The organism is Campylobacter cuniculorum DSM 23162 = LMG 24588 (assembly GCF_002104335.1).
Lineage (GTDB): Bacteria > Campylobacterota > Campylobacteria > Campylobacterales > Campylobacteraceae > Campylobacter_D > Campylobacter_D cuniculorum.
Map to the genome: position 1 here is coordinate 1,738,016 of NZ_CP020867.1, position 15,158 is coordinate 1,753,173.

General features: G+C 31.4%; 13 protein-coding genes. 10 read left to right on the plus strand and 3 right to left on the minus strand.

Annotated elements, in window-relative coordinates; all coding sequences use genetic code 11:
- Window positions 1–250 precede the first annotated feature (250 nt).
- From CCUN_RS08695 to CCUN_RS08705, 3 genes are all read right to left on the minus strand, one after another.
- Window positions 251–1,003 carry an alpha-2,3-sialyltransferase gene (locus tag CCUN_RS08695; RefSeq protein WP_084483688.1) on the minus strand — a complete coding sequence of 251 codons (753 nt, stop codon included), beginning with the start codon at window positions 1,001–1,003 and terminating at the stop codon, window positions 251–253.
- Entirely contained in the window at window positions 987–1,166 is a 180-nt protein-coding gene (locus tag CCUN_RS10090) for an alpha-2,3-sialyltransferase (RefSeq protein WP_051521710.1), read from the minus strand. Before CCUN_RS10090 ends, CCUN_RS08695 begins: the two co-directional genes overlap by 17 nt.
- 215 nt (window positions 1,167–1,381) lie before the next feature.
- Window positions 1,382–2,737, minus strand: a complete 1,356-nt coding sequence (locus CCUN_RS08705; RefSeq protein WP_035175810.1) for an apolipoprotein N-acyltransferase — start codon at window positions 2,735–2,737, stop codon at window positions 1,382–1,384.
- On the opposite strand from CCUN_RS08705, the gene yajC reads away from it, so the two are divergent.
- The 10 genes from yajC to mfd are packed head-to-tail and all read left to right on the plus strand — an operon-like array spanning window position 2,713 to window position 15,157.
- Window positions 2,713–2,982, plus strand: coding sequence for a preprotein translocase subunit YajC (gene yajC / locus CCUN_RS08710; RefSeq protein WP_027305802.1), 270 nt, complete (start codon window positions 2,713–2,715; stop codon window positions 2,980–2,982). The two genes, CCUN_RS08705 and yajC, sit on opposite strands and share 25 nt — an antisense overlap.
- Window positions 2,975–4,555, plus strand: a complete 1,581-nt coding sequence (secD, locus tag CCUN_RS08715; RefSeq protein ID WP_027305801.1) for a protein translocase subunit SecD — start codon at window positions 2,975–2,977, stop codon at window positions 4,553–4,555. The genes yajC and secD overlap by 8 nt, the downstream gene beginning before the upstream one ends.
- Window positions 4,556–5,527: a protein translocase subunit SecF gene (secF, locus tag CCUN_RS08720; protein ID WP_027305800.1), complete on the plus strand. Its 972-nt coding sequence runs from the start codon at window positions 4,556–4,558 to the stop codon at window positions 5,525–5,527. It begins immediately after the preceding gene.
- Window positions 5,528–5,536: 9 nt separating this feature from the next.
- Window positions 5,537–7,975 carry a leucine--tRNA ligase gene (gene leuS, locus CCUN_RS08725; protein WP_027305799.1) on the plus strand — a complete coding sequence of 813 codons (2,439 nt, stop codon included), beginning with the start codon at window positions 5,537–5,539 and terminating at the stop codon, window positions 7,973–7,975.
- Complete coding sequence (gene lptE, locus CCUN_RS08730) at window positions 7,972–8,481, plus strand: LPS assembly lipoprotein LptE (RefSeq protein ID WP_027305798.1); 510 nt, start codon at window positions 7,972–7,974, stop codon at window positions 8,479–8,481. Before leuS ends, lptE begins: the two co-directional genes overlap by 4 nt.
- Window positions 8,462–9,841, plus strand: coding sequence for a hypothetical protein (locus CCUN_RS08735; protein ID WP_027305797.1), 1,380 nt, complete (start codon window positions 8,462–8,464; stop codon window positions 9,839–9,841). Before lptE ends, CCUN_RS08735 begins: the two co-directional genes overlap by 20 nt.
- Window positions 9,834–11,003, plus strand: coding sequence for a Mur ligase family protein (locus CCUN_RS08740; RefSeq protein ID WP_027305796.1), 1,170 nt, complete (start codon window positions 9,834–9,836; stop codon window positions 11,001–11,003). The genes CCUN_RS08735 and CCUN_RS08740 overlap by 8 nt, the downstream gene beginning before the upstream one ends.
- The gene (gene pgp4 / locus CCUN_RS08745; protein ID WP_085296683.1) at window positions 10,990–11,874 is read left to right on the plus strand and encodes a peptidoglycan metallopeptidase Pgp4; all 885 of its coding nucleotides are present in this window, start codon (window positions 10,990–10,992) and stop codon (window positions 11,872–11,874) included. Before CCUN_RS08740 ends, pgp4 begins: the two co-directional genes overlap by 14 nt.
- A complete protein-coding gene (locus CCUN_RS08750; protein ID WP_085296684.1) occupies window positions 11,829–12,224 on the plus strand; it encodes a bactofilin family protein in 396 nt (131 codons plus the stop codon). Before pgp4 ends, CCUN_RS08750 begins: the two co-directional genes overlap by 46 nt.
- The gene (gene mfd / locus CCUN_RS08755; protein WP_027305793.1) at window positions 12,224–15,157 is read left to right on the plus strand and encodes a transcription-repair coupling factor; all 2,934 of its coding nucleotides are present in this window, start codon (window positions 12,224–12,226) and stop codon (window positions 15,155–15,157) included. Before CCUN_RS08750 ends, mfd begins: the two co-directional genes overlap by 1 nt.
- Window position 15,158: the final 1 nt, after the last annotated feature.

The following is a 15,158-nucleotide window of genomic DNA, read 5'->3' on the forward strand; positions in this document are numbered from 1 at the left end:
TTTATAATCTTTGGTGTTTGAATTAAAACTTTAGACAAGAAATAAATGCTAAATTTTATAAGATAAAAAGAGTTTATGATGAAAATTTATCATATTTTGCGTTATAAAATTGAAAAAATGTGATAATTGCGAGTTTGTAGATTTATATTTATTTTATTAGCTTTGCAAAATAATTATCGATGAGAAAAAATGAACATGGCAAAAATAGAACAATTGCAAATATAGAGCAAAAATAGCCTAAAAATTATCATTAAAGCTTGATTTTAAGATAGTTTTTAACCGCACTTGGCAGTTTAATCAAATCCTTAATAAGCCTAAAATATATATTTTCCTCTAGTATGGGTCTTAAATACATTTTTCTGTATTGTTTATAAGCTATATCTGGAGGGATTAAAATATCTTTTATGCTGTCCTTTGGTTTTTCTTTAATAAAGCTTTTATCGTAAATAAAGTTTTGCGGTGCCAGATTTATGTATTGATTTAGAGGGCTATTTGGACAAAGACTTAACATTTCAACTTTATAATTTTTTTGTATAAAACCAAGTGCTTGTATATCCATTTCATTAGAATGAATAACCTTTTCAAATCCTTCACCTAATTCTTTAATTTTTAACTTATATATTTTATCTAAATTTTTATTTGCCATAGTAAAAGCATAATTGATTGCATCTTTTTTATATCCATCAAAACCTACTAAATAAATTCGTTTATATCCTAAGGCAGCCGCTAAAGATATAGCATAAATTCCTGTTCTAATTTCCATTTTGTTTTTATAATATAAGCTATTAAAATTTGTTAAATTATCAAGTTTATTAGGAATTTCTAAGCTCATAAATGCATCGGGAAAAAATTTTTTAAAATTTTTCTTAAAATATTCAAATTTTTTTCCTGTATAGGCAAAATCATATAATTTACAAATTTTATATTCAAAGCTATATTCTAATTTTTGTGTGAGATAATGAAGAGTATAGTAATGCTCAAAAAAATTAGCTGGAGGGTTTATATAAGCTTTTACCTCCCCCCCCTAAATAGTATTTATCTTCAAAATAAAATTGAGTGGTTCGAAAAATATCAAATTTTTCCGGCAATCTTGAATAATCAATTTCTTTTAAACTAAGTCCATTTCCTGCCACCACAACATTTTCTTTGTCAATATTTATTATCAAATCTTTTATCCTTTGTTAGCATTTCTGGTCGGATTAATTTTTATCTCCTTCCAAAGCTTTGTTAAGTCTTTTTTCACTTGTGTCAAATGTTATTTTAAGCTTCTTGCATTAAAATTATAACACAATAAAGTTTCTAAAATTTACTTAAAAATGAAATTTTAAAAATTTCATTTCACAAACAACGAAATTTAAATGGTTTATTTGGTTTTAAAAACTTATTCAATGCCTATTTTTAAAATCATCCTCATTTTTTGATACAATTTTTCAAATTTCATTTTCCATTTTTCATAAAGAGGAATTTTAGGCTTAATCACAGCATTTTCTTTACCATTAACAGCATGATAGACACTCACTCCATATTTATTTGCATAAAATTTCATCAAAAGTTGCTGAAGTTTGTATTCGCTAGAATGGTTAAACCAAGCATTGTTTGAAATCGCGATAATGAGCTTTGAATCTTCATAAATTCTTTCTTTGGTGGCTTCATAGCAAATGGCGTTTGTGATGATTTGTTGATTGAGTTCATATTTACTTTGCACAGGACCTTGAGAAAATTCTTGCATATGAGGCAAAAAATATTTCTTAACTAAATTTTTAAAAAAGGGAATTTCTTCTCCAAAAGGCACGAGAAAATGTTTATTTAGGATAGAGACTTGACCTTGATTAAAAACATAGGTGCTGTTATAAATTTGATTTTCTGCGGTACTAAAAGCCCCTGTGATGATAGTGATTTTATAAGATAATTGTTTAAGAATGTTTTGATATTTTTCTTTAAAATCCTTTTGCAAATCAAAAGCAAAGGCACTTTCTGGCAAGACAATCAATTCTTTTTTTTCATTGATGGCATTAAGAATTTCTTTAATGAGTTCATTAGAATGAACCTGTATATTTTCTACAAGATATTTTTGATTTTGAGAGATATTTGTGTTTAAGAGTGTAAAATTCAAATTTAAATTTGTTGATTCTTTTTGTTCATAATGAAAACCTATAAAAAATAAAATAATAATAATGGCCATTTTATAGTATCTTGAAATGTATTTTTCATAATAAAAATAAGCGATTAAAAATATACAAACCACTCCTGTGGTGTTTGCATCAAAAAAGCCATAAACGCTAAAAATTCCCCAATTGAGCCAATCAAAGCCCAAAGGATGGATAAAACTCAAACAAAAAATTGCACAAAGTCTTAGAAAATCAAATTTGAAAAGATAGCAAATTCTAAATAAAATTCCATACACAAGAGCTATAAATAATATAATAAAAGGAATGAGATAATCAAGATTAAAATAAATTGAAGATAAGCTCACCCACCAAAACCAAAAAATTCCTAAAAAAAATCCAATCCAAAAATACTCTTTTGCATTCCTAGTTCTAAGGAGCAAAACCAAGCCCCAAATGGCTAAAAAAGGGCTAAGAGTCTCAAAAACGATATTGTCAAAAAAAGATAAATAAATTGAATTTGAAAGTAAAATTGCAATAAAAAAGACTTTTATTATTTTAAAAATGGTAGAATTAGGATTGAAATTTTTTAAAAAAAAGGAAAAAAATGGAACATTCAGTCTTAAACTCATTGATACCTCTTATTGTGCTTGTCGCAATTTTTTATTTTTTGATTATAAGACCCAGACAAAAACAAGAAAAAGCCCATAGAAATATGATTGAATCCCTGCAAAAAGGAGATAAAATCATCACAAATGGGGGAATCATTTGCGAGGTCATAAAATCTGAAAGTGATTTTATCAAAGTTAAGCTTAATGAAGAAAATATTACCGCAAAAATTTCAAAAGATTTTGTAGCAAAGAAGATTGATGCGTAATTCTAAAATCACCTATCGCCTCGTTATTTTTGTGATTGTATTTATTTTTGGTGTGGTGTTTTCTCTTCCTTCTCTTTTGCAATTAGAAAAAGGTGCAAAAATTAATCTCGGCTTGGATTTACAAGGTGGGCTTTATATGCTTTTAGGTGTGGATAATCAAGAGGCTATAAAATCAAAAATCAAATCCATAGCTTCGTCCTTGCATTATTCTATCAATAAAGAAAACATTCTTGTGGATAAAGTGCTAACAAATGATCAAAGCATAGAATTTAATCTGCTTGATGCAAGTGATGCTTCTAAGATTGAAGATTTGTTGAAAGAAATTCAAGGGCTTGATGTCCAAAAAAATCATTTATCTTATACAATTTCTTTCACTCCCGAAGAAATAAAAAATATAGAAAATTTCGCTCTTTTACAAGCTGTTGAAACCATTCGCAACCGACTTGATCAATTTGGTTTGGCTGAACCAACGGTTGCTAAACAAGGAGAGGATAAAATTTTAGTTGAATTAGCAGGCATTAAAACCAAAGAAGATGAACTAAGAGCAAAAGAAAGAATCACTAAGGCTGCCCATTTGCAATTAATGGAAGTTGATGATTCTAAAATGTCTCAAGCCTCGAGCATGAGTGAAAGTGAAGCACAAAGCTATGGTTTGGTGATTTTAAGCGACGCAAAAAATGAAGCCCTTAAATACACGCTTAAAAGCATTCCTATCTTAGATGGTTCTATGCTCACAGATGCTAAAGTTGGTTTTAGCGATACAAGTAATTATCCCGTGATTAACTTCACTCTTAATGCTGAAGGGGCAAAAAAATTTGGAGATTATACCGGAGCAAATGTTGGAAAACGTTTGGCTATCGTGCTTGATAATAAGGTTTATTCTGCTCCAAGCATTAATGAAAGAATAGGCGGTGGAAGTGGGCAAATTAGCGGAAATTTCACTCAAGAAGAAGCAAGGGATGTTGCTGTGGCTTTAAGGAGTGGAGCCTTGCTTGCTCCTGTGAAACTCTTAGAACAAAGAAGCATAGGACCTTCTTTAGGAAGTGATAGCATTAAAATGAGTATGATTGCTTTGATTGGTGCTTCTGTGTTTATCGTGGTTTTTATGGCTTTATATTATGGAGTGGCGGGAATTTTTGCGGATATTGCTTTGCTTGTTAATGTCTTGATGATTATTGCTTTAATGGCTATGTTTGGAGCGACTTTAACCTTGCCGGGTATGGCAGGACTTGTTTTAACCGTTGGTATGGCTGTTGATGCAAATGTGATTATCAATGAACGCATTAGAGAGCTTTTGCGTGAGGGTATGAGCATCAAAGCAAGTGTAGAAAACGGGTATAAAAATGCTATGAGTGCGATTGTGGATTCAAATATCACTTCTTTAATCACTTCTATTGCACTTTATGCTTATGGAACAGGGGCTGTCAAAGGTTTTGCAGTAACTTTGGGTATAGGTATAGTGATTTCGATGATTACTGCAATTTTAGGGACTCGCGGAATGTTTGATTATTTTATGCCTTCTATGCAAAAAAACAATCAAACAAAATTTTGGTTTGGTTATAGGAAAAAATAAATGCAGTTTTTTAGTGAAAAGAAAATTTATGATTTTATGAGAATGCGTTTTGTTGCCATTTCTCTTTCTTTTGTTTTGTTGTTGGGTTCGATTTTTTTATTGTTTGATAGAGGTTTGCAATTTGGCATTGATTTTAGTGGAGGCACTTTAATACAACTAAAATATAAAGAAAAAGCTCCTATAGCTCAAATTCGCGAAATTTTGGAGCAAACCGGTCAGTTTCAAAATTTATCTGTTACTGAATTTGGAAGCGATGAGGAAGTTACAATAAGATTCTTAGGAAGCAATGAAAATTTAGGAAACGATAGTGCAGAGGGTATCAGCAAACTTTTAAAAGATACGGGTGAATTTGAGTTAAGACGTGCCGATGTTGTGGGTCCAAAAGTCGGCGATGAACTAAGAAATAAAGGCTTAATGGCAATCATAGTATCTTTAATCGCCATACTCATTTACATTGCTTTTCGTTTTGAGTGGCGTTTTGCTCTAGCAGCCATTTTGAGTGAAATTCACGATGTTCTCATCACTTTAGGAGCGATTTGCTTGTTTAGGATTGATGTGAATTTAGATACTTTAGCAGCGGTTTTAACTGTGCTTGGGTATTCTTTAAATGATACGATTATTATTTTTGATAGGATTAGAGAGGGCATTAAAAAAAGTAAAGAAACAAATTTAGCTCCTATTATCAATGAAAGTGTTTCTGCAACTCTTTCAAGGACGACTTTAACTTCGGGGCTGACCTTAGCAACTGTTGTGATTTTATATTTTTTTGGTGGTTCTATGATAGAAGGTTTTTCTTTATCCTTAATTGTAGGTATTGTCATAGGGACTTTAAGCTCTATTTTTGTTGCAAGCCCTACTTTGCTTTGGTTTAAATTTAATGTCTTTGATTTTAGAGCCAAAGAGCTTGAAAAAATGAAAAGAAAACAAGAAAAAGAACGCAACCGAGCAATGTATGAAAAAGGTGCGGTTTAAGGAGATTTAATGGCTTATGAAGCAAAAAAAATAGAAAAAAAATGGCAAGAATTTTGGGATAAAAATCAAAGTTTTGAACCAAAAGAAGATTATACTTTAAAGAAAAAATACATACTTTCTATGTTTCCTTACCCTAGCGGACGCATACATATGGGACATGTAAGAAATTATACCATAGGCGATGCTTTAGCAAGGTATTATAGAAAAAATGGTTATAATGTCTTGCATCCTATAGGCTTTGATAGTTTTGGTATGCCTGCTGAAAATGCGGCAATTAAACATAAAATTCATCCTAAAACTTGGACCTATGAAAATATCGCTTATATGAAACAAGAATTATTTTCTTTGGGCTTGTCCTTTTCTCAAAAAAGAATTTTAGCAACTTCTGACCCTTTATACACGAAATTTGAACAAGAATTTTTCATTAAAATGTTTGAAAAAGGTTTGATTTATATCAAAGAGGCTCAAGTGAATTGGTGTGAGCAAGATAAAACTGTTTTAGCAAACGAACAGGTTGAGGATGGTAGATGTTGGCGTTGTGGGCATGAGGTTGTGCAAAAAAAAATGCCCGGGTATTATGTTAAAATCACTTCTTATGCAACAGAGCTTTTAGACGGGCTTGAAGCATTAAAAGACAAGTGGTCTGCGCAAGTTTTAACAATGCAAGAAAATTGGATAGGAAAAAGCGAGGGATTGGAATTTTCTCTTTTTTTAGATGAAGAAAGTGGTATGAAAACGACTGCAAAGAAAATTGAAGTTTTTACAACAAGAGCGGATACTCTTTATGGAATGAGTTATATAGCCTTAGCTCCTGAACATGAAATCGTGCAGCATTTGCTTGACAATTCTCATTTAAGCTCTGAAATTTCAAGCAAAATCAAAGCCATGCAAAATCAAAGCCAAAGAGAGAGACAAAGTGCGGAGAAAGAAGGGTATTTTTTAGGAATTTATGCCATCCATCCTTTAAGCGGGAAAAAAATTCCTGTTTGGGTTGCAAATTTTGTTTTGATTGATTATGGAAATGGTGCGGTGATGGCTGTGCCTGCTCATGATGAAAGGGATTTTGAATTTGCAAAAAAATACAATTTAAAAATCATCAAAGTGATAGAAGGTCAAGAAACAAATTTAAATCAAGCCTACACGCAAAAAAGTGGAAAATTGATTCAAAGTGCGGAATTTAGCGGTCTTGATTGTAATGAAGCCCGAAAAAAAATTATGAATTATTTTGAGGATAACAATTTAGGTCAAAGAGTTGTTAATTTTAAAATCAGAGATTGGGGCGTTTCAAGGCAAAGATATTGGGGAGCACCTATTCCTATGGTAAAATGTGAAGATTGTGGTATAGTGAGTGAGAACTTAGAAAATTTACCTATAACCCTACCCGATGATATTGAAATCACAGGCGAGGGAAATCCTTTGGATAAACACCCCACTTGGAAATTCTGCACTTGTCCAAAATGCGGAAAACAAGCCCTAAGAGAGAGTGATACTTTGGATACTTTTTTTCAAAGCTCTTGGTATTTTGCAAGATTTGCTAGTGATGAAAAGACTTGGGAGCAAAAGGCTTTTGATAAAAAAAGCGTGGATTATTGGCTCAATGTTGATCAGTATATTGGCGGGATAGAGCATGCAATCTTGCATTTACTCTATGCAAGATTTTTTCAAAAAGCTTTAAGAGATTTAGGATATTTAAGGGATAGTGAGCCTTTTTGCAGACTTTTAACTCAAGGAATGGTTTTAAAAGATGGGGCGAAGATGAGTAAATCTAAAGGAAATGTCGTTGATCCTGATGAGATTATCAATCGCTATGGAGCTGATACAGCAAGGCTCTTCATCCTTTTTGCTGCACCACCAGCTAAAGAACTTGAATGGAATGATGATGCCTTAGAAGGTGCTTATCGTTTCCTTTGCAGATTTTATGAGAGGGCTTTAAATGTTAGGGGTAAAGAGCTTTTAAAAATAGAACAAAATTCTTTAAACAAAGAGGAAAAATATGCGAGATTAAAAGTCTATGAAGCCCTTAAAAAATCAGAAGAAGTTTATACCAAAAATTTTGCTTTTAACACGCTTATTGCTGCTTGTATGGAGGCTTTAAATGCTTTAAATGTATGCAAAAATGAAGCCTTAGAGCAAGAGGGCTTTTATATACTTTTAAATATTTTAGAACCTATCATTCCACACATTTGTTTTGAATTGAGTGAAAAACTTTTTGAATGTGAAAATTTTAAAAAAATTGAGCTTAAAGATGAGGTTTTTATCAAAGAGAGTTTCAATTTAGCCGTTAGTGTTAATGGCAAAAAACGTGCCCAAATCGAAGTTTTAAGTGAGCAAAGTGAAGATGAAATTTTACAACAAGCCAAACAAAGTGTCAAAAAATGGCTTGAAAATAAAAAGATTGTCAAAGAAATTTATGTGAAAAATAAACTAGTGAATTTGGTGATTGAATGAGAAATTTTGTTTTATTTTTTGTTTTTTTTATCACAGCCTGTGGTTATGTGCCCACTTCAAAAATTGCAGCTACGATTTTTGATGAGAAAATTTATGTCAATGTTGAGCTTAATCTTCAAGATCCTAAAAATAGCATTTTCGTCGCAGATACTTTAAGGGAGATGATTAGCTCTAAACTTGGAAAAAAACTTGCTTTAAAACATGAAGCAAGTGATGTGATTAATGTCAGAATGAGCAATCTTGAATTTTTGCCCCTTATTTATGATAAAAATGGCTATGTGATTAAATATAAGGCAAGATTAAATTTAGATTTTAATGTGGTTTTTAAAAATGGAACAAGTGAAAATTTAAGCACAAGGGGAAGTTATAATTTTGATATTACACCAAATAGCATAATTACCGATAATATAAGGACTCAAGCCATTAAAAATGCTTCGAGTGAAGCCTTTGATGAATTCATTTCTATCATTGCGATTAAAGGACACAATAATGTCGAATATCAATGAAATAGCAAGGGAAACCTTAATCACCTTAAAAGAAAGAAAACTTAAGCCAACTCCTGAAAATTATAGTGAAATTTTTGAAGAACTAAGCCAAAAACACGGCTTTGTTACAAATTCTAAGATTCGGCTTGATAAATACCGCTCCTTGCTTTTGCCCATTTATCAGCAAGAGCTTAGGGACAAACCTTTGCGTTCTTTGGAGCAATTTATCAGTTTTTTAATTTCAGCACTCAATCGTAAAAACACAAAGCAAGGGGATGAATTTTTTGAACTTTTATCCACGATTAGTAAAATTTTACAAATCAGCAGGGATAAAAAAGTCAGGGATTTAGCTAAAATCACTTCTGCTTGTATTTTAAAAACTATGGATAGCGAGAGCATTTATTTACTCAGTAAAAAATGGAAAGAATTTGAAAAAAATTACGAAGACAATGATTTAGATAAAGAAATGCGTAAATATGGTTTAAACCGCTATGATGACTTTGATTCTATGATTAAAAAACTCATAAACAAGCTTGATGAAAGGAGTTATGAGCATATAAGTGGATTGATTTTGCTTTGTTTAAATCCTTCTTTGGTGGAGGATTTAAAGATTGAAGCTTTTATACATGAATTATCGCAAAAACCTTATATTGTTAGTGAAGCTCATTTTAAAAACGAATTATTAGAATGTGTCAATAGAAGAATCGCTGTGGATAATATTTATGTGCAAAAGAATTTGAATTTTCTTGATGAAAATTTAAGAAAAATTAGCGAACTTTTGACCATACTTGATAAATCCCATCAAAACAATATCAATTTTATTAATTCTTTAAATCCTAATGAAAACGGCGAAGTGGTTTTGAGTTTTGAGGATTTAAAGCTTAAATTCACACAGCTTAATGAAAAAATTAAAACCCTTAACGCCGCCGTTCAATTCACGCAAAATTTAGAAGAACGTGAAGCTTGGAGTGTATTAAAAGAGCTTGAAAAACTTGATGAAAATTATATAAAATATAAGGTGAATTATTCTTTGGCACTTTTTTCTATTTCAAATTATCGCTTCATTATGGAAAAATACGGGGTGAGCAGTCTCAATGAAATTTTTGTCCGGTTTAAAAAAATTCTTAAAGAGAGTTGCACTGAATTTGATGAACTTTGGATGATTGATGAAAAATCTTATCTTATTGTCGCTCCGGGCAAAAGTAAGGAAGATATAGAAAATATAGTCAAAACAGATTTAAAAGCCATTGAAAATTTTAGATTCATTTATAAACAAGATTTAATCACTCCAAAAATTTCAGCTTTTTATTTGGATAAACAAAGCAAACCTGATTCAAATATCTATGAAGAATTGTTGGAAAAAATCGCTCAAAATGACTAAAGTGGATGAAATTTTAGCACAAAAAAGCCTTCATTATGAAAAGATTGATCGCTTTGTGGCTTTTAGAATGTTTGAAAAATACAAAGAACAAATCGCTTTAAAACCCATCATTCATATTGTTGGAACAAATGGCAAAGGAAGCACCGGACGCTTTTTAGCTCAACTTTTAGAAAATTTGGCTTTTAAAGTCGGGCATTATACAAGTCCGCATATTTTAAATTTTAAAGAAAGATTTTATCTTAATCATAATATCGTAAGCGATGAGCTTTTAGACCTTACTCATGAGAAACTCGCGGACATTTTTAAAGAAGATTTAAAAAAAATTTCTTATTTTGAATACGCTACTTTTTTGGCTGCTGTGCTTTTTAGGGATTGTGATTTTGTTATATTTGAAGCAGGACTTGGCGGAGAATATGATGCAACTTCAGTTTTTGAAAGAAGATTGAGTATTTTTACAAAAATAGGTTATGACCATATGCATATCTTGGGAAACAAACTTGAACAAATTGCAAGAACAAAGCTTAAAACTATGGCAAAAAAGGCACTCATAAGCAATGAGCAAGAAAAAATTGTGCTTGATTTGGCACAAAAGATTGCTTGGTTAAAGGGAGCGGATTTAAGACTCAATAAAACTTTTGAAGATGAGGATTTAAACAAAGAATTTGAAAAATATGCTCTTAATTATGCTCTACCGCAATTTTTAAAGCACAATCTTTCTTTAGCCTTGAATGCTTGTTTGCTTTTAAATTCTAAAGAAGAAGTCCTTAAAGCTTTAAAAGAACTTAAAAATTTAAATTTGGCAGGAAGATGTCAAAAAATCAGCGAAAATCTTTTTATCGATGTTGGACATAATGAAATGGCAGCTTTGGCTTTAAGAGAATATTTTAAGGGACAAAAAATTATTTTAGTGTATAATTCTTACTTGGATAAAGAAATTTTTAAAATTTTACAAATATTAAAGCCTATAATTGATACAATTCGAATTTATAAATATTTTAATGAAGACAGAAAGCCGGCTAATGAGCTCATTTTTAAGATTGCTCAAGAGCTTAACCTACGGTGTGAAATGTTTAAAGGAATTGATTTAAAAGAAAAGACTTTGGTTTTTGGTTCTTTTATTTTGGTTGAAAAATTTTTAAAGGAGTATTGTGATAAAAGATAAATTTACAATTACAATTACAGATATTAATGGTTCAAGACATTTTTATTTAAGTCAAATCATTAAAAAAATCGCACTTTATATCATTATTTTTGTTTTTTTATTTTTAGTTTTAAGTGGATTTTATATCAAATATCTTGACGGAAAAGTCAGTGAGCTTGATGAAAAAAAACAAGAGCTTCTTGAAAAAACCAAAGAACTTGAAATCACTAATGAGCAAATGCAAAAAAGCGTTGAAGAAAAAGCACAACAATACTCAATGATTGAAGATAAAATCGCCGCTTTTGAAGAATCTTTAGGTCTTGAAAGCGAAAATAATATTAGCATCACGCAAAGGCTTGATAATCTCGAGCTTACTAATGAACAACAAAGCTCCATACTCTCTCAAATTCCAAATGGCTATCCTATTGTTAATAAAGGCATTACGGGGAATTTTGGCTGGAGAGAGCATCCTATATTAAAACGAAGAGAATTTCATCCGGGCATTGATTTAAAAGCCGATGTAGGAACTCCTGTTTATGCTCCTGCAAACGGAGTGGTTGAATTTGCAGGATACAATGAAAACGGCTATGGTTATAATGTTATTTTACTCCATAATTTTGGTTTTAAAACCGTTTTTGCCCATATGACAAGAAGAGATGTCGTCAAAGCGGGACAATTTGTTAAAAAGGGAGATTTGATAGGATATTCCGGAAATACAGGACTTTCAACAGGTCCTCATTTGCATTATGAGGTTAGATTCATTAATAAAACCTTAGAACCTTTGTATTTTTTAAATTTACAAAGAAAAAATATGAATAATTTTTTTAATACAGAAAGGAGAGTTCCATGGCAATCTTTAATAAAGGCGGTGTCGGTTCAACACCAAGTTTAAGCACAGAAACAACCGTAATTTCATCAGGGGCTAAAATAGAAGGAAAATTCTATTTTTCATCCATGCTTCATGTTGATGGAGAGCTTAGCGGGATTATACACTCTGAAAGTATAGTTGTTATCGGTAAAAATGGGAATTTAAAGGGCGAATTGCAAGCAGATAAAGTGGTTGTAAATGGCTATTTTGAAGGAGAGCTTGATGCGAATAGTCTTGAAATTTTAGCCGGTGGAGTGGTGATGGGAGATATTTCAGTTAATGGGCTTTCGATTGAAAATGGTGGAAAATTTAGAGGCACTTCTAAGATTAAAGAGGAGAATACGGTTAAACTCATTGAAAACAATCCAGAATAATGCAAGCTTCATTCTATGAGTATTTAAAACATTCAAATCCCTGTGAGTTAATACTTTGCGAAGATGATAAAGAGGCGGATTTGCTCTCGCAAATCTCTCTTTTTTTAGGTATAAAAACTTTCGTTTTGCCTGATTTTCGTGCAGAATTTGGAGATGATTTAAGGGTTTTTTCTAAAGAGCTTTTTGAGCTTTGTCAAGTTTTAAATGCTTATCATAAGGAAAAAAATCAAAAAATTTTGATTGCACCCTTACACACCATACTTAAAAAATTACCCGGAAAGAAACATTTAAAAAATTTAGTCGTAAGCAAACAAGAAAAATTGATTTTAAAGGATTTTAAAGAAGAGCTTTTAAGGCTTGGTTATGAATTTGTGGATATTGTGCAAGATAAAGGCGAAATTTCTGTTCGTGGCGATGTTGTCGATATTTTTTGTATCAATGAAGAACAACCTTTGAGAATTTTGCTTTTTGAAGAAGAGATTGAAAGCATAAGATTTTTTGATTTAAATTCTCAAAAATCCATCCCAAATGAGCTTGAAAATTTTGAAATTTGTCCCTTTTTAGCTTATTTTAGTGAAGAAAATTATGAAGATTTTAAGCAAAAAATCGAGAATTTTCAGAGTGAAGTTTTGATTAATGATATTCATTCTTTAGGTTTTTGGTGCATTGATGATTTTTATGATTATTTGGAGCTTGATTTTAGGAGCATTAAAGAATTTAATTTGGACACATTCGCAAGGGATTTGAGTTTTATCAATCAAAGAATCATTCCTCAAGCAAAGATTTTCAAACCCTTACAAAGCGTTTATCATAAGGATTTTTTTGCATTTCATAAAGATAAAAAAATCATAGTTTTAGCTCAAAATGAAGCCCTTTTTAAACAGCTTGAACTTGAAAATATGCCAAATTTGATTTTTAAAAAGAGCGATTTGAGGATTAATTTAAGCTCTGCAAATGAGCTTATCATCTCTTTAAACCAAAAAGAAAAGCTAAAAAACAAACGCAAGACAAAACTCATTTTAGATGAATTAAAAATCAACGATTTTATTGTCCATGAAGATTATGGAGTGGGTCAATTTTTAGGGCTTGAACTCATCAGTATCAGTGGAGCTAAGAAAGAATTTGTAACGCTTTTGTATCAAAATAACGACAGACTTTTATTGCCCGTTGAAAATTTGCATTTGATTGATAAATATTTAGGAGCTAGTGGGGAACTTCCTTCGCTTGATCGTTTAGGAAAAACAAGTTTTATCAAACTCAAAGAAAGGCTTAAGGCTAAACTTTTAGCACTTGCTTCGCAGATTGTGATTAGAGCTGCAAAAAGGGCTTTGATTTGCCCTAAAAAAATCAATATAGACTTTGCCTTGCAAGCAGATTTTGTTGCAAAGGCTGGATTTTCTTATACTCAAGATCAACTCAAAGCTTGTGAAGAAATTTTAGAAGATTTATCTGGTTCTAAGGTTATGGATAGACTTTTAAGTGGTGATGTGGGTTTTGGAAAAACTGAAGTGGCGATGAATGCTATTTTTCCGGTGGTTAAAAATGGTTTTTGTGTATTTTTTTTCGTGCCGACAACACTTTTATCCCATCAGCATTTTAAGACTTTGAAAAAACGTTTCGAGCCTTTTAATATCCCTGTTTTTAAATGCGATCGCTTTACAAATTCAAAAGATAAAAAAAATCTTTTAGAAAATTTAAAGGCTCAAAAACCTTGCATTGTTGTAGGAACTCACGCACTTTTAAGTATGGAGTGTGAAAATTTAGCCCTTGTGATTATTGATGAGGAGCATAAATTTGGAGTGAAACAAAAAGAAAAACTTAAAGAACTCTCTTATAATGCCCATATTCTTTCAATGTCTGCCACGCCGATTCCAAGAAGTTTAAATCAAGCCCTAAGCTCAATCAAATCTTACAGCACTCTACAAACCCCACCCGAAGACAGGCTTGATGTAAGAACCTTTGTCAAAGAAAACAATGAAATTTTACTCAAAGAACTCATTGCAAGAGAGCTTAGAAGAGGGGGGCAAATTTTTTATATTCACAATCATATCTTAAGCATTGAGCAATGTAAAAAACATTTGCTAGAGCTTTTTAAGGACTTAAGAATTCTCATCTTGCATTCTAAGATTGATTCTAAAACTCAAGAAGAGCAGATGCTTAAATTTGAAAATAAAGAATACGATATGCTCCTTAGCACTTCTATCATCGAGAGCGGGATTGATTTACCTAATGCTAATACCATAGTTGTTGAAAGAGCCGATCGCTTTGGAATGGCTGATTTGCATCAGCTTAGGGGCAGGGTTGGTCGGAGCAATAAACAGGGATATTGTTATTTTTTTATTGAAAACAAGCAAAAGATTACAAAAGATGCTCTTAAAAGGCTGGTTTCTTTAGAAAGCAATTCTTTTTTAGGTGCGGGGAGCATTTTGGCTTATCATGATCTTGAAATTAGAGGAGGCGGGAATTTATTAGGTGTTGATCAAAGCGGACATATAGAGCAAATTGGTTATAGTCTTTATCTTAAAATGCTTGAAAATGAACTCAATCAACTCACACAAAAAGAACCTTTAGAAGAAAATAAGATTGATTTAAAACTTAATATCAACGCTTTTTTAAACAGCGAACTCATTGCAGAAGATCGCTTAAGACTTGAGCTTTATAGAAGACTTAGTCAGTGTAAAAAAGTGAGTGAGGTTTATGAAATCGAAGGCGAAATTGAAGATCGCTTTGGAAAACTTGATACTTATACGCAACAATTTTTAGCCCTTATAAACATTAAAATTTTAGCCCATAAAAAATACAAGAGCATTAGCAATTACGAACAAAACATACAATTTACAAATTTTCACAATCAAAAAGAAATCATCAAAGCAAAAAGCAAGGACGATGATGATATTATCACTGCAGTTTTAACTCATTTAAGAAAGGTTTAAT

Bases quoted from the DNA above. Each gene is read 5' to 3' on its own strand.
- yajC (WP_027305802.1), top strand. From the start codon at position 2,713: ATGGAACATTCAGTCTTAAACTCATTGATACCTCTTATTGTGCTTGTC.
- CCUN_RS08705 (WP_035175810.1), bottom strand. From the start codon at position 2,737: ATGAGTTTAAGACTGAATGTTCCATTTTTTTCCTTTTTTTTAAAAAAT.
- secD (WP_027305801.1), top strand. From the start codon at position 2,975: ATGCGTAATTCTAAAATCACCTATCGCCTCGTTATTTTTGTGATTGTA.
- secF (WP_027305800.1), top strand. From the start codon at position 4,556: ATGCAGTTTTTTAGTGAAAAGAAAATTTATGATTTTATGAGAATGCGT.
- leuS (WP_027305799.1), top strand. From the start codon at position 5,537: ATGGCTTATGAAGCAAAAAAAATAGAAAAAAAATGGCAAGAATTTTGG.
- lptE (WP_027305798.1), top strand. From the start codon at position 7,972: ATGAGAAATTTTGTTTTATTTTTTGTTTTTTTTATCACAGCCTGTGGT.
- CCUN_RS08740 (WP_027305796.1), top strand. From the start codon at position 9,834: ATGACTAAAGTGGATGAAATTTTAGCACAAAAAAGCCTTCATTATGAA.
- CCUN_RS08750 (WP_085296684.1), top strand. From the start codon at position 11,829: ATGGCAATCTTTAATAAAGGCGGTGTCGGTTCAACACCAAGTTTAAGC.
- mfd (WP_027305793.1), top strand. From the start codon at position 12,224: ATGCAAGCTTCATTCTATGAGTATTTAAAACATTCAAATCCCTGTGAG.